The following is a 14,547-nucleotide window of genomic DNA, read 5'->3' on the forward strand; positions in this document are numbered from 1 at the left end:
TGTGGGACAGGTGGTGAAACACCTCAGGCCTCATCGGTCACTTCTCGTGATTGCGCCCGCGTTGGCATCCACGTCAGCGGACAAGTTACGGCCCGTAAAGACACAATGGGGCACAGTCAACGAACCGTCACTACCTGCAACCGTCTGCAGGCGGCTCGAAGCATCGCTTGCGCCGGTCAACGGCTCCATCGATATGTGGGACGCGAATGCATCTTCGTCCAATCCGGACACCGCGCGCATCCAAGACGCAATCGACGCCTGTCCGGCAGGCCAAGCGGTTAAGCTTGTCACCGGTGCATCAGGAGATCCCGGCTTTCTCAGTGGTCCGCTCAGGCTAAAATCTGAACCGCCCCGGGTTTTCCGGAGACTCCACTTCTTGAGAAAATGGAGCTATGGAAAACACGAAGAAGAAATCCCCAAGATACTCGCCGGAAGTGCGTGAGCGGGCTGTGCGAATGGTGCTGGAACATCAAGGCGACCGGGAATCGCAATGGAAAGTGATCGCGTCGATTGCGGCGAAGTTTGGCTGCTCGGGCGAGACGCTGCGTAGCTGGGTGCGCAAGGAGGAGCGGGATCGGGGTTTGCGCCCGGGCACGAGTACGCAGGAGCAGGATCGGCTCAAGGAACTGGAGCGGGAAGTACGTGAGCTTCGGCAGGTCAATGAAATCCTGCGCAAGGCGTCAGCGTATTTCGCACAGGCGGAGCTCGACCGCCGACCGAAGTGATGATCACGTTCATCGATGATCACCGGCACGTCTACGGGGTCGAGCCGATCTGCAGGGTGCTGCCAATCGCACCGTCGACGTACTACACCCATGTGGCTCGCCGCGCCAATCCTGACCTGGTGCCGCCGCGGGCCCAGCGTGACAGGATGCTCAAGGATGAGATCCGGCGCGCGTGGGAAGAAAACTTCCAGGTCTATGGCGCAGACAAGGTCTGGACGCAATTGAAGCGCGAAGGCATTGTCGTGGCGCGCTGCACGGTCGAGCGGCTGATGAAGCAGATGGGCCTGCGCGGCGTGGTGCGGGGCAAGACGGTACGTACGACAGTGAGCGATGGTTCGACGCCGTGCCCGAAGGATCTGGTGAAGCGGCAATTCACGGCCGAACGGCCCAATGCGCTGTGGGTTTCAGATTTTACCTATGTATCGAGCTGGCAGGGCTTCGTCTATGTCGCGTTCATCATCGACGTGTTCGCCCGACGCATTGTCGGCTGGCGCGTGTCGAGCTCGGCGCGCACGGACTTCGTTCTGGACGCACTGGAGCAGGCCTTGTACGAACGACAGCCGGCGCAGCAGGACGGGCTGATCCATCACAGCGACCGCGGCGTGCAATACGTATCGATCCGCTATACGGATCGGCTGGTCGAGGCGGGCATCGAGCCGTCGGTGGGCAGCGTGGGCGACTCCTACGATAACGCACTGGCTGAAACGATCAACGGCTTGTACAAGGCAGAGGTCATCCATCGCCTCGGACCGTGGCGCAATCTGCAGGCCGTTGAAATGGCGACGCTCGAATGGGTGGACTGGTTCAACAATCGTCGGCTCTTCGGCCCCATCGGCAACATTCCACCCGCGCAGGCCGAAGCCGCTTATTATGCAAATCTCGCTGGGTCTGCCGCCGTGGCATGACTCAAGCAAAATAGTCTCCGGGAAACCCGGGGCGGTTCAATCCGGAGTATCGTTGTGGATCGACCGAGGCGTGACGCTATTCGCCTCTCGCAATCCCGCAGACTTCGATAATGGTGCGGGAACGTGCGGTACTGCGACTACATCAAATAAAAAATCTTGCAATCCGCTCATACTTGCACAGACAACTACGGGCAGCGCGATTCTGGGTGACGGGACCATCGACGGTCGTGGTGGCAGCTTGCTCACCAGCGGCGCCAATGCGGGCAGGCGCACCTGGTGGGACGTCGCCCAGCCTATCAAAACAAGATCTCCGGACTACACCAGCAAAATCCCCGGCTTGTCCAGGTGACGGGAGGCTCCGCTTTCACACTCTATCGCATCACCTTGCAGAACTCGCCCAATTTCCATATTGTCACCGATGGCGTTGCGGGAGTAGTCGCATGGAATATAAAGGTCCTGGCACCAAGCTTCGCGTACAGCGTCAGCGGGTTGCTTGTCCCTCTGGCACCACACCTGACTAGAAGACCCCCGCTACATGTTTCACGCCGGACACCGTGAAGAACACTGACGGTTTCGATCCCGCTCAGTCACGCAACGTGTTGCTGGCTTATTCGTATATCAGCACAGGTGACGACCACGTCGCCATCAAGGCTAGTGCTCGTACGAATTCTTCGATCAGTGTCCGCACCGCATGGCTTGCGCACGTTGCGACTTTTACATTCCGAAGGAATCGTCCCGCGCCGACCTGCTCCAATCGAAGACTGGAATGATACGGATGCTGCAGGAGATACCGCTGACCGACGATGAACGTGCAGCAGTGGAAGGCGACCAGAAAGCTATAGACCGTCTACTCCTGCGACTCAAGAAGACGCCGACGCCTGACCGGCTCACCGCACCAGATAGAAAGAAACAAAGGTAGAAAAAGCCCTCAATTCCATATAATGACGAGCAATTTGCCATTCGGCCAGTGGGACCAGACCTTCGCCGACGACGCCACGCTCACGGCGGCACTCCTCGATCGACTGCTTCATCACGCACACGTCGTCCCGATCTCCGGCGACTCGTACAGACTGAAGGAGAAACGTCAGGCCGGCATGATCAACCGTGTCCCGCCGCCATACCTAAGCGACGAGAACGACGTCAAACGCAAACGCAATTCGAAGGAGGTCAGCGCCACCCAATAACCGCAGGACGGGGTGTATCAAACTACGATTGCGTTCGCGTCCGAAGCTGTATCAACTTGAGATTGCGTTTGACATCAGCAACCGGATCGGTCGCAACGGGTGATCTGCCGGGACGAACTCCTCGAGCTTGACCGTCGTGAACAGGGGTTCCTGCATCTCATCCATTCCGCCATCGCAGCCGCTGCCAAAGATCATGAACACGATATCAATAACGCCCGTCCCTCAAACCCCGTTTACACGGGACCCAAATTCAACAGCCTGCTTCTATGAGCAGTAAATTTTCAAGGACTATTTTTAACTGAACCGTTTCTTTCCCCTCCACACATGTGCGTCAAGGGCTAGGCAAAGCCTCGGGGCCGGTCAGGCCCGAACCCTTGACGCCCACCGGGCCAATATGCTGCCTCATGGTGGAGGGCGCGGGGGTATCGCGCCCCCCCACCATGCAGGCACATGGGGTGGCTGCTGTTGGCATCGGAACTGCATCCTCCTCTGGTCTGAAGCCGATGGTCGCGCACGTGAGACATCAACGTCTCACTTCCTTCTATCCGCCGACGGGCATCGCCGGCCTCATCCTATGCGCGTAACGCTGGAAGGCTTGCCAGGAACATGCCCCATCTAGAGAATCGGTTGCGTGGGCAACCCGCAGGCTGTACGGGCATGTTCACTTCGACCAAGTGGAATGTTTTCCTCATCCAACGGTTGTGTTGCTACTCAATAGGTTTCCTCATGGTGTTTTCAGTTGTGCACCCTCAGGAATCACGGCGTCCGTCAGGTAGCGCCACAGTGCAACGACCAGGCGCCGTGCCACCGCGCCGATCGCAATGCGTCGGGCGCGCCGGTTCGGGCCAGTGCCCTGCGTGCGCTCGTTGAACCAGCGGGTGAGCGCACTGCGGGGCTGGTAGCGGATCCACGTCCACGCCGTTTCGATCAGTAACGCGCGTACGCGGCGGTTGCCCTGTTTACTGATGCCCTGGTCCACCTGACTCTCGCCGCTGTCATAGGGCTGCGGGACCAGTCCCGTACAGGCGCCGACCTGACGGCGGTTGGCGAACTGCCTCCAGAAGAGCTCCAGCGCGAGTCTCGAGCCGCTGACCGGTCCAATGCCGCTCAAGCGTGTGAGCTGATCGATACGCTCGCGCGCAGGTTCGGGCAACTGGGCACGGTACGCCTTCTCCAGCGCGGCCAGCTGCTGCTCGGCCAGCGCCAGCCGCTCGCACTCGCGCAGCAGCCGTTGGTGGAGCTCTTCGGGCAGCGGCGCACCATCGTGACAGCGCACTTCACGGCGCGCGAGCCTGGTGGCGAATTTCCTGCTGTCGACGTCATCCCAGCAGCCCAGTGTGGCCAGCAGCTTGCGCATCCGGTCACGGTGCTGCAGCACTTCCTTCTGCAGCTGGCCGCGCTCACGCATCAGGTGGCGTGACGCTTCGTCCTGCGGTGATGGTACGTGGACCACGTGCATGCGGTCGCGTTCGCCGCGCAGCCAGGCACGCAGGTTGATGACCAGCTTCGTGCCGTCGAGCCGGTCGGTCTTCGCGCGCCGCCTGTGGCGCTCCACCGGGATGCTCGCGGGATCCACGACGTAACATTCAATGCCGTGGGTCTGCAGGGCCCGGCAGATCCAGAATGCGTCCTGGCCGGCTTCGTAGCTCACGACGACCCGTGTATTGTGCGGCAGTGACCATGCCTGCCTTTGTGTTGCAATCAGCGTCAGCACCGCCTGCAGGCGGGCAGCCGGGTCCGTTTGCGCGACCGTGTGAATCGACGGACTCTCGCGACATCCGTCATGCAGCGCGACCTTCCACTTGGCCGCCGCCAGTTCAACCGATACAGCCAGCACCGCGTCCGTCGCGTTGACCCAATCCGTTCCGTGTGTACGCATGACGCTCTCCCATAAGCAGCTCCATCCCGACAGGCTGATTCTACCGATCAGCCTATGGCCCCCTGCACATAGGATCTAGGGAACTCTATCCCCCTACATCGCGACCCTCCAGAGAGATATTGTCGCTTTCATTAGGCGATTGACGGGGCGACAGCTGCTAGCGGCGAGCATATCAATGCGGGGCAGCGAGCAGCGATGTGCTGCACAAAGTGATCGGCCAGTTAACGAAAGCAAGTAATGCGGCAGTGTATTGCAATATTTTACATGAAAAATAGTAGCCTTCAGGGATGGTTGGACATTAAATCCATTTGTCATTAAATCATTTAACTTTCTTCGCATTAACAACCTGATTTAAAGGAGATCGCCATGAGTGTTCGTAACTACCTTGCACATCGCAACATTGTCCGCCGCATGGAACGTGAAGAACGTGCCTATCGCAGTTATCACGTTACCTTGACGGATGACGGGGAGTGGATGCACGCGGCCGGCTCGGACTTTCTGTTCGCGTACCTCGAGAACTCCTGGCCTGCGGACGTGAAAACCCAGGTGGTGGACGCGTTCAAGCAGGCGTTGACAATGTCCTCGACCATCAAAACAGCCGTTCTGAATACCTCAGGACAGGCAGTGGAATCGGGGCTGTACCTTGTCGACCAGAGCACGATGACGCAAGCCATGAATTCCGTCGCGGGCATGGGCATTACGAGCGTTGACCAGAATAGCGAGAGCGGTTCCGGTACCGCGGTCTCCATTACCGAGCAGTTCTTTTCTGCAATTCTCGGCGGTCTCGGCGGAGACGTGGCACCGATGCTTGACTATCTCACGACCGAGATGGGCGATGTACAGGCACAAACGAAAAAGAGTACTGTCACGTCGAAATTCGGCACGGTGATCGGGACCATTTCAGTCATGCCTGTGCTTAACGTTCCGGTCACCAACTTCGTCTACGCCTACTCGGACTCTCAAGCGAGCTCATGGTTCGTCAAGGTCAATTGCGGCAGCGAGGAGCACGAATCCTACTCGTACGCCTATACGGCCGTTAATTACAACTACGTCAAACCCGACGCCAAGTAATGGTTAGCCGATGCACAGTAATTGGCTTGCTGCGCATCGGTGCTGTCGATTCCGACGCCTTCAACGTTTTCCGCCTCGCGGGCGTCCAGATCTCGTTTAGAGCGGCGAACACAACCTGGACATCAAGCCCTAGAGGGTGTTAGGCACTTTTGTTAAGGGATGCAAAGTGGACAAGCATAAGCACGGAGAATACGACGAAGTGCAATCCAGCCAGGGTTTCGGGCAACCGCTCGTAGTCTCTGGCCAGTCTGCGGAAGCGGTTGAGCCAGCCGAAGCTGCGCTCGACCACGCAGCGGCGCGGCAACAGCACGAAGCCCTTTTTCGCCTCCGGCAGCTTGATCACCTGCAGTTCAATACCCTCATCGAGTGCCGCCTGCGCAGGCTCTTCGCCGGTATATCCCTGCTCCGCAAACGCCCCCTTGACCGTGCGGCCCGTGGCCTGCTGAACCTGACGCGCCAGTTCACCGACCTGCGCGCGCTCCTGCTCATTGGCCGGTGTCACATGCACCGCAAGCAACTGCCCCAAGGTATCAACCGCCATGTGGACCTTGCTGCCGCGCTTGCGTTTGTAGCCGTCGTAACCGGCTCGAGACCCACTCTCGCAGGTCGACTGCAGCGTACGCCCGTCGAGAATGACCGCGCCGGGTCGACCACGGCGTTCCTGCGCGACGCGGATGATCGAACGCAGGTCGCTCACCATGGCCTCGAAACAGCCTGCCTGAATCCAGCGTTGCGTTTGCTGGTAGACCATCTCCCACGGCGGAAAGTCGTTGGGCAACAACCGCCACGGTGCACCCGCGCGCACGATCCAGCGCAGCGCGTTGAACATCTCGCGCAGTTCGTAGCGGCGCTACGGTGCGTCTTTGCTCATCAAGGTCAGGTATGGAGCGGCGAAGTACCACTCTTCATCCGATACATCCGTTGGGTAAGGCCTGCGTTTTTTCATTCCGCCAGGTTACCAGGTCTGGCCGAAAGTGCCTAACACCTTCTAGCTAAGAGAAAGGAGCAAACAACATGAACGGTAAAGCGATTCGCCGCATTTGCAATCTTGTGCCCTCTAAAGGCACAGAACGCGACTGGCGATTTGAGCATGCGATCGAAGCTGAAGCAGTAGGAGCAGTAGCAGCATTACCGTCCAGTTACGATCTCCGCGTCCCTTGGTGGGCGATCGGTGATCAGCAGGCGACGGGCTCCTGCGTTGGATGGGGGTCGACGGACGGCGTGATGCGCTATCACCTGGTCAAGGCTGGCAAGTTGGGGCAGAACGAATTGCTGTCACCACGCTATACATGGATGGCATCGAAGGAGTCCGATGAATTTGTCGCGCGACCAGAATCCTTCATAGAGGAAGCGGGAACGAGTCTGAAAGCAGCGATGGAGATTTGCCGCAATTATGGTGTGGTAACCAATGAGCTATTGCCTTTTCACATCAACACCTTGATGTATACGGATGGTGAGGAAAAATTTTACGCCACTGCCGCGACACGACGCTTATCCGCGTACTTTAATTTGGGAAAAGATCTGAATCGTTGGCGGGTATGGCTTGCGTCGCACGGTCCGATCCTGGTCGGCGTTAACGTCGATGCCACGTGGGACAATGCAACCACGACGAACGGGAACCTCGACGCGTTCCAGCCCAGTACGGTCGGCGGCGGACATGCGGCGTGCGTTGTGGGTTATACGCAGGACCACCGTTTCATTATTCGGAACAGCTGGGGCGACTCCTGGGGGGACAAAGGTTTTGCTTACGCGAGCGAGGCATATATCAATGCAGGGTTCTTTAACGAGAGTTATGGCATCACGGTATGAGTCCATGTATTGGTGGCTGGCTCCGATTACGCATTCCGCCGCGCGCGGCGACATTGAGATGGTGCCTTGCCATCTTGGGTTTGGTCTTGCTTGTACTCCTATTGAAGGTGCGAAAGCTTTGAGACATAACGATAGCCGGACGATAGCGGAAGCCGACAACGGCACGACCATGGAGCTAGGTGCGGGCGAGACGTTCGTGCTGTATCTGTCTGAAAATGCGACGACCGGCTATCGCTGGGCGTCGATGGATTGGACACCGGCCTCGTGGAACTGCAGGAGAGCGACTATATCGGCGGTTCGGAAGCGGTTGGAAGCGGCGGCAAAGCACACTGGACTTTCCATGTTATGGCACCAGGTACGACTTATCTCAAGCTTAAATTGTGGCGCCCTGGGAGGGCGACCGCGCCATTCTGAAGCGTTTCGCGGTCACGCTGAAGATACTGCCGCCATCAGTAGTGTCCGGTTAAATTTCGAATAGATTCAGCTGGTTAGCGGATTGCGTCATTTCTGGCGCCTGTAGATCAGGCCTCAAGGCGCATGAAATCTCGGTTGAGCTATTGTCGAATCTGGTGTACAGCGGGAGCGGCGGGAATTTGAGATGGCGGTGGCGGTCTAGCGAGAATGTTGCTTGTCAAAGGCACAACCAGCGAACCCGAGAAGGCCGGACCCGACCACCATGAAGAAGATTACGCAAGAAGCGAACAGCAGTAAAGCGCAAACGAAAAGCGTGCTAGATGAGCTGATCCAGCAAGGCGCGCGGCAGATCATTCAGCAGGCAGTCGAGGTGGAACTGGCGACCATGCTCGAACAGTACAGCAACGTGAAGTCGATCGACGGCCGGCGTGCCGTGGTGCGCAACGGCTACCTGCCCGAGCGCGAGGTCGTCACAGCGATCGGTCCGGTGACGGTTCAGGTGCCGAAGGTGCGGGATCGTTCGGGCTGGGGCATCCGGTTCAATTCGACGATCGTGCCGCCGTACGTGCGCAAGTCCGCGCGCGTGTCGGCAGCGCTGCCGTGGCTGTACCTGCGAGGCATCTCGACGGGCGACATGAGCGAAGCTATGGTGAACCGCCCCGGGTTTCCCGGAGACTATTTTGCTTGAGTCATGCCACGGCGGCAGACCCAGCGAGATTTGCATAATAAGCGGCTTCGGCCTGCGCGGGTGGAATGTTGCCGATGGGGCCGAAGAGCCGACGATTGTTGAACCAGTCCACCCATTCGAGCGTCGCCATTTCAACGGCCTGCAGATTGCGCCACGGTCCGAGGCGATGGATGACCTCTGCCTTGTACAAGCCGTTGATCGTTTCAGCCAGTGCGTTATCGTAGGAGTCGCCCACGCTGCCCACCGACGGCTCGATGCCCGCCTCGACCAGCCGATCCGTATAGCGGATCGATACGTATTGCACGCCGCGGTCGCTGTGATGGATCAGCCCGTCCTGCTGCGCCGGCTGTCGTTCGTACAAGGCCTGCTCCAGTGCGTCCAGAACGAAGTCCGTGCGCGCCGAGCTCGACACGCGCCAGCCGACAATGCGTCGGGCGAACACGTCGATGATGAACGCGACATAGACGAAGCCCTGCCAGCTCGATACATAGGTAAAATCTGAAACCCACAGCGCATTGGGCCGTTCGGCCGTGAATTGCCGCTTCACCAGATCCTTCGGGCACGGCGTCGAACCATCGCTCACTGTCGTACGTACCGTCTTGCCCCGCACCACGCCGCGCAGGCCCATCTGCTTCATCAGCCGCTCGACCGTGCAGCGCGCCACGACAATGCCTTCGCGCTTCAATTGCGTCCAGACCTTGTCTGCGCCATAGACCTGGAAGTTTTCTTCCCACGCGCGCCGGATCTCATCCTTGAGCATCCTGTCACGCTGGGCCCGCGGCGGCACCAGGTCAGGATTGGCGCGGCGAGCCACATGGGTGTAGTACGTCGACGGTGCGATTGGCAGCACCCTGCAGATCGGCTCGACCCCGTAGACGTGCCGGTGATCATCGATGAACGTGATCATCACTTCGGTCGGCGGTCGAGCTCCGCCTGTGCGAAATACGCTGACGCCTTGCGCAGGATTTCATTGACCTGCCGAAGCTCACGTACTTCCCGCTCCAGTTCCTTGAGCCGATCCTGCTCCTGCGTACTCGTGCCCGGGCGCAAACCCCGATCCCGCTCCTCCTTGCGCACCCAGCTACGCAGCGTCTCGCCCGAGCAGCCAAACTTCGCCGCAATCGACGCGATCACTTTCCATTGCGATTCCCGGTCGCCTTGATGTTCCAGCACCATTCGCACAGCCCGCTCACGCACTTCCGGCGAGTATCTTGGGGATTTCCTCTTCGTGTTTTCCATAGCTCCATTTTCTCAAGAAGTGGAGTCTCCGGAAAACCCGGGGCGGTTCAATGGGCATCATGCTGGGCGGCCAGGTCAGCGGCATGTCGCCGAACGTCGTGAGCCGGCTGAAGGCCCAATGGGCCGATGAGCATGAGCAGTGGAATCGGCGTGAGCTGTCGTCGGCGCGCTGGGTCTACTGGTGGGCCGACGGCATTCACACCGGTGTGCGCAGCGACGATTCCGACGGCCAGTGCCTGCTGGTGATCATTGGCGTCAAACCGGACGGGACGAAGGAACGTGTGGCCATCGGTGACGGCTACCGGGAATCGAAGGCATCGTGGAGCGAACTGCTGCTCGATCTGAAGAAGCGCGGCCTGCCGTCGGGGCCACTGCTGGCCTGCGGCGATGGCGCGATGGGATTCTGGGCCGCGATGGAGGAAGTGTTCCCGCAGACGAAGCATCAGCGCTGCTGGTTTCACAAGATGGGTAACGTGCTCAATGCGCTGCCGAAATCCGCAGCAGGCTCGAGGCAAGAAGGCGATGCAGGACATCTGGATGGCGGCCACGCGCGCTGATGCACTGGCCGTATTCAATCACTTCGTCGACGCGTACTCGGCAAAGTACCCGAAGGTCGCCGAAAAGCTGACGGAAGATCGTGACGAGCTGCTCGCGTTTTACGATTTCCCGGCTGAACACTGGCAGCATCTGCGCACCACGAACCCGATTGAATCGACCTTTGCGACGGTGCGCCATCGCACGAAACGCACGCGCAACTGTGTATCGCGCGCGACGTTCCTCGGGCTGGCGTTCAAGCTGATCGAGTCGGCCGAAGAATCGTGGCGGCGCATCCGCGCCCCGGAAAAGCTCACTTCGATGCTTGACGGGATGTCGTTCAAGGATGGAGAACCGGTGACCGACAGCACACCGGCTCAGCAATCGCTAGCCGCCTGATTACGCCGAGACCGCATACACCAGATTTGACTTTAACTCCATGGACTGTGCGGGTCGGCGAAGAATACCTGTACCCCGGACTCGACCGTGAAACGGGCGTGATCGGATAGTTCTTTGCCACGATCCCAGGTCAATGACCGCCACAACTGGGCGGGCAGGTCAGTCACGGTCTTCTTGAGCGCATTGGCCATCGTGACAGCTCCGTAGCCAGCCAGCGCAGGACCATTCTTCGTTCTGGGAATCAGCCCGTAGCCCTCCTCGCGAGGCAGATGGACGAGCATGGTGAACCGGCTTGACCGCTCAACCAGCGTTCCGATCGCGGACCGGTTTAGGCCGATGATCAGGTCACCTTCCCAATGCCCTGGCACAGCACGATCTTGCGCTTCAGCAGGCCGGCTGGAGATCATCACCTCCTCGCTAACGTGCGCCCAGGCCTTGGCCTGTGCCCGGGCCCTCGGCACGCGCAACGCCCGCCCAGTGCGCAAGCAGTTGACCAGCTCGCGCTTGAGAGCACCTCGGCCCTGGATATAAAGAGCCTGGTAAATGGCTTCGTGAGAGATGCGCATGGATTCGTCATCCGGGAAGTCGATCTGCAGCCGATTGGAAATCTGTTCGGGCGACCAGCCATTGACCCATTTGCGATCACCGCGATGCGGTTTGTTTCTCCCTTTGAATGGTGCTTGCCGTGGCCCAGAAATCTCACGACCATCAGCGTCGCGAACCTTGCCCTCCAGACGGTCTTGCACGTAGTGGCGCAGCCGCGAGTTAGTCACCAGTTTCGAAGGTTTGGGTCTTTTGGCAACCAGCTCCGCCTTCCACTGCGCAACCGAGAGTTAAAGTCAAATCTGGTGTATGCGGTCTCGGCGTAATCAGGCGGCTAGCGATTGCTGAGCCGGTGTGCTGTCGGTCACCGGTTCTCCATCCTTGAACGTCATCCCGTCAAGCATCGAAGTGAGCTTTTCCGGGGCGCGGATGCGCCGCCACGATTCTTCGGCCGACTCGATCAGCTTGAACGCCAGCCCGAGGAACGTCGCGCGCGATACACAGTTGCGCGTGCGTTTCGTGCGATGGCGCACCGTCGCAAAGGTCGATTCAATCGGGTTCGTGGTGCGCAGATGCTGCCAGTGTTCAGCCGGGAAATCGTAAAACGCGAGCAGCTCGTCACGATCTTCCGTCAGCTTTTCGGCGACCTTCGGGTACTTTGCCGAGTACGCGTCGACGAAGTGATTGAATGCGGCCAGTGCATCAGCGCGCGTGGCCGCCATCCAGATGTCCTGCATCGCCTTCTTGCCTCGAGCCTGCTGCGGATTTCGGCAGCGCATTGAGCACGTTACCCATCTTGTGAAACCAGCAGCGCTGATGCTTCGTCTGCGGGAACACTTCCTCCATCGCGGCCCAGAATCCCATCGCGCCATCGCCGCAGGCCAGCAGTGCCCCGACGGCAGGCCGCGCTTCTTCAGATCGAGCAGCAGTTCGCTCCACGATGCCTTCGATTCCCGGTAGCCGTCACCGATGGCCACACGTTCCTTCGTCCCGTCCGGTTTGACGCCAATGATCACCAGCAGGCACTGGCCGTCGGAATCGTCGCTGCGCACACCGGTGTGAATGCCGTCGGCCCACCAGCAGACCCAGCGCGCCGACGACAGCTCACGCCGATTCCACTGCTCATGCTCATCGGCCCATTGGGCCTTCAGCCGGCTCACGACGTTCGGCGACATGCCGCTGACCTGGCCGCCCAGCATGATGCCCATAGCTTCGCTCATGTCGCCCGTCGAGATGCCTCGCAGGTACAGCCACGGCAGCGCTGCCGACACGCGCGCGGACTTGCGCACGTACGGCGGCACGATCGTCGAATTGAACCGGATGCCCCAGCCCGAACGATCCCGCACCTTCGGCACCTGAACCGTCACCGGACCGATCGCTGTGACGACCTCGCGCTCGGGCAGGTAGCCGTTGCGCACCACGGCACGCCGGCCGTCGATCGACTTCACGTTGCTGTACTGTTCGAGCATGGTCGCCAGTTCCACCTCGACTGCCTGCTGAATGATCTGCCGCGCGCCTTGCTGGATCAGCTCATCTAGCACGCTTTTCGTTTGCGCTTTACTGCTGTTCGCTTCTTGCGTAATCTTCTTCATGGTGGTCGGGTCCGGCCTTCTCGGGTTCGCTGGTTGTGCCTTTGACAAGCAACATTCTCGCTAGACCGCCACCGCCTTCTCAAATTCCCGCCGCTCCCGCTGTACACCAGATTCGACAATAGCTCCGCAACCGAAGCCCGATACTCAAGCTGCCCGCCACGCGTTGCAGCGTTACGTGTCAGTTCCCGGGAGACCGTTGATGGGTTGCGTCCAATACGGCGAGCAATCTCGCGCACCCCGACGCCTTGATGCGAAAGTAGTCCAATCTCTTCTCGCTCCGCGAACGACAGGTACCTCCCGGATATCGGGCTCAACATGGAAAGTGGCATGCCGCCATTATGTCGGAACCAGCGAGTGCCTACTGCCTGCGACACGCCAACCGCCTCTGCAGCCTTCTCGCTTGTAATGCCTGTTGCGATTTGCTCCCAGAATCGCCGCTCGATCTCGCGCCGATGCGACGGCGCACCGGGCGAGCGCATCGCTCCTCGCCCTGTCAACTTATGCATCCAACCCGCTGGTCGTCCCATAAACATCTCCTCGATCAAAGGTGTTGCGACGACCGGTTGAATCCGCCTTGCACGCCGCGGTCGCTGTGATGGATCAGCCCGTCCTGCTGCGCCGGCTGTCGCTCGTACAAGGCCTGTTCCAGTGCGTCCAGAACGAAGTCCGTGCGCGCCGAGCTCGACACACGCCAGCCGACAATGCGTCGGGCGAACACGTCGATGATGAACGCGACATAGACGAAGCCCTGCCAGCTCGATACATAGGTAAAATCTGACACCCATAGCGCATTGGGTCGCTCGGCCGTGAATTGCCGGTTCACGAGATCCTTCGGGCACGGCGTCGAACCATCGCTCACTGTGGTGCGGACCGTCTTGCCCCGCACCACACCGCGCAGGCCCATCTGCTTCATCAGCCGCTCGACCGTGCAGCGCGCCACGACAATGCCTTCGCGCTTCAATTGCGTCCAGACCTTGTCTACGCCATAGACCTGGAAGTTTTCTTCCCATACGCGCCGGATCTCATCCTTGAGCATCCTGTCGCGCTGGGCCCGCGCCGGCACCAGCTCAGGATGGGCGCGGCGGGCCACATGCGTGTAGTACGTCGACGGCGCGATTGGCAGTACCCTGCAGATCGGCTCGACCCCGTAGACGTGCCGTTGATCATCGATGAACGTGATCATCACTTCGGTCGGCGGTCGAGCTCCGCCTGTGCGAAATACGCCGACGCCTTGCGCAGGATTTCATTAACCTGGCGCAGCTCACGGTTCTCCCTCTCCAGCTCCTTGAGCCGATCCTGCTCCTGCGTGCTTGTGCCCGGGCGCAAACCCCGATTCCGCTCTTCCTTGCGCACCCAGCTGCGCAGTGTCTCGCCCGAGCAGCCAAACTTCGCCGCGATCGACGCGATGACTTTCCATTGCGAGTCGTGATCGCCTTGATGTTCCAGAACCATTCGCACAGCCCGCTCACGAACTTCAGGCGAGTACCTTGGGCACTTCTTCTTCGTGTTTTCCATAGCTCCATTTTCTCAAGAAGTGGAGCCTCCGGAAATCCCGGGGCGGTTCA

General features: G+C 59.7%; 7 protein-coding genes, 8 pseudogenes and 3 other annotated features. Of the genes and pseudogenes, 8 read left to right on the forward strand and 7 right to left on the reverse strand.

The genetic code is table 11. From position 1 onward, the window contains the following. Window positions 1-392 precede the first annotated feature (392 nt). The 3 genes and pseudogenes from QFZ94_RS41475 to QFZ94_RS41485 form a co-directional block, all read left to right on the forward strand. Window positions 393-1,630 (forward strand): IS3 family transposase gene (locus QFZ94_RS41475; protein WP_429458928.1). Its coding sequence is split into 2 segments (ribosomal slippage): window positions 393-696 and window positions 696-1,630, totalling 1,239 coding nucleotides; the frame shifts between segments, so codons are not numbered across the junction. Next, window positions 683-799, forward strand: a sequence feature (AL1L pseudoknot). It overlaps the preceding gene by 117 nt. A gap of 596 nt (window positions 1,631-2,226) precedes the next feature. Then, window positions 2,227-2,400: a hypothetical protein gene (locus QFZ94_RS41480; RefSeq protein WP_429464308.1), complete on the forward strand. Its 174-nt coding sequence runs from the start codon at window positions 2,227-2,229 to the stop codon at window positions 2,398-2,400. A 168-nt stretch (window positions 2,401-2,568) separates the two neighbouring features. Further along, window positions 2,569-2,814, forward strand: a pseudogene (locus QFZ94_RS41485) (ATP-binding protein); the annotation flags it as partial. Between the two features lie 724 nt (window positions 2,815-3,538). Here QFZ94_RS41485 and QFZ94_RS41490 read toward each other — a convergent pair. After that, complete coding sequence (locus tag QFZ94_RS41490) at window positions 3,539-4,693, reverse strand: IS110 family transposase (protein ID WP_429463836.1); 1,155 nt, start codon at window positions 4,691-4,693, stop codon at window positions 3,539-3,541. A 366-nt stretch (window positions 4,694-5,059) separates the two neighbouring features. Between QFZ94_RS41490 and QFZ94_RS41495 the strand changes: the two genes are divergently transcribed. Continuing rightward, entirely contained in the window at window positions 5,060-5,764 is a 705-nt protein-coding gene (locus tag QFZ94_RS41495; protein WP_018435896.1) for a hypothetical protein, read from the forward strand. Between the two features lie 139 nt (window positions 5,765-5,903). On the opposite strand, the pseudogene QFZ94_RS41500 reads toward QFZ94_RS41495, so the two are convergent. Then, a pseudogene (locus QFZ94_RS41500) lies at window positions 5,904-6,710 on the reverse strand (IS5 family transposase). Between the two features lie 68 nt (window positions 6,711-6,778). Between QFZ94_RS41500 and QFZ94_RS41505 the strand changes: the two are divergent. The 3 genes and pseudogenes from QFZ94_RS41505 to QFZ94_RS41515 all read left to right on the forward strand — a co-directional run. Next, complete coding sequence (locus QFZ94_RS41505; RefSeq protein WP_429463838.1) at window positions 6,779-7,573, forward strand: C1 family peptidase; 795 nt, start codon at window positions 6,779-6,781, stop codon at window positions 7,571-7,573. A gap of 264 nt (window positions 7,574-7,837) precedes the next feature. Beyond that, on the forward strand, window positions 7,838-7,987 hold the full coding sequence (locus QFZ94_RS41510; RefSeq protein ID WP_429463840.1) for a protease inhibitor I42 family protein: 150 nt from the start codon (window positions 7,838-7,840) through the stop codon (window positions 7,985-7,987). Window positions 7,988-8,249: 262 nt separating this feature from the next. Next, window positions 8,250-8,636: pseudogene (locus tag QFZ94_RS41515) on the forward strand (transposase); the annotation flags it as partial. A gap of 40 nt (window positions 8,637-8,676) precedes the next feature. Here the strand turns inward: QFZ94_RS41515 and QFZ94_RS41520 are convergent. Beyond that, a protein-coding gene (locus QFZ94_RS41520) for an IS3 family transposase (protein ID WP_429462140.1) occupies window positions 8,677-9,914 on the reverse strand; the annotation gives its coding sequence in 2 pieces (ribosomal slippage) (window positions 8,677-9,611 and window positions 9,611-9,914; 1,239 coding nt in all). Then, window positions 9,508-9,624 (reverse strand) — a sequence feature (AL1L pseudoknot). Its footprint overlaps the gene before it by 117 nt. 47 nt (window positions 9,915-9,961) lie before the next feature. On the opposite strand from QFZ94_RS41520, the pseudogene QFZ94_RS41525 reads away from it, so the two are divergent. Then, window positions 9,962-10,847: pseudogene (locus tag QFZ94_RS41525) on the forward strand (IS256 family transposase); the annotation flags it as partial. Window positions 10,848-10,885: 38 nt separating this feature from the next. On the opposite strand, the pseudogene QFZ94_RS41530 reads toward QFZ94_RS41525, so the two are convergent. The 4 pseudogenes from QFZ94_RS41530 to QFZ94_RS41545 all read right to left on the reverse strand — a co-directional run. After that, a pseudogene (locus QFZ94_RS41530) lies at window positions 10,886-11,677 on the reverse strand (IS30 family transposase); the annotation flags it as partial. Between the two features lie 39 nt (window positions 11,678-11,716). Continuing rightward, window positions 11,717-12,982 (reverse strand): annotated as a pseudogene (locus QFZ94_RS41535) (IS256 family transposase). Between the two features lie 104 nt (window positions 12,983-13,086). After that, window positions 13,087-13,488, reverse strand: a pseudogene (locus QFZ94_RS41540) (helix-turn-helix domain-containing protein); the annotation flags it as partial. A 68-nt stretch (window positions 13,489-13,556) separates the two neighbouring features. Further along, window positions 13,557-14,497, reverse strand: a pseudogene (locus QFZ94_RS41545) (IS3 family transposase); the annotation flags it as partial. Next, window positions 14,091-14,207, reverse strand: a sequence feature (AL1L pseudoknot). It overlaps the preceding pseudogene by 117 nt. Window positions 14,498-14,547: the final 50 nt, after the last annotated feature.

Origin of the sequence: Paraburkholderia sp. JPY465, from assembly GCF_050436725.1 — a bacterium.
In the GTDB taxonomy this organism is placed as follows: Bacteria; Pseudomonadota; Gammaproteobacteria; order Burkholderiales; family Burkholderiaceae; genus Paraburkholderia; species Paraburkholderia youngii.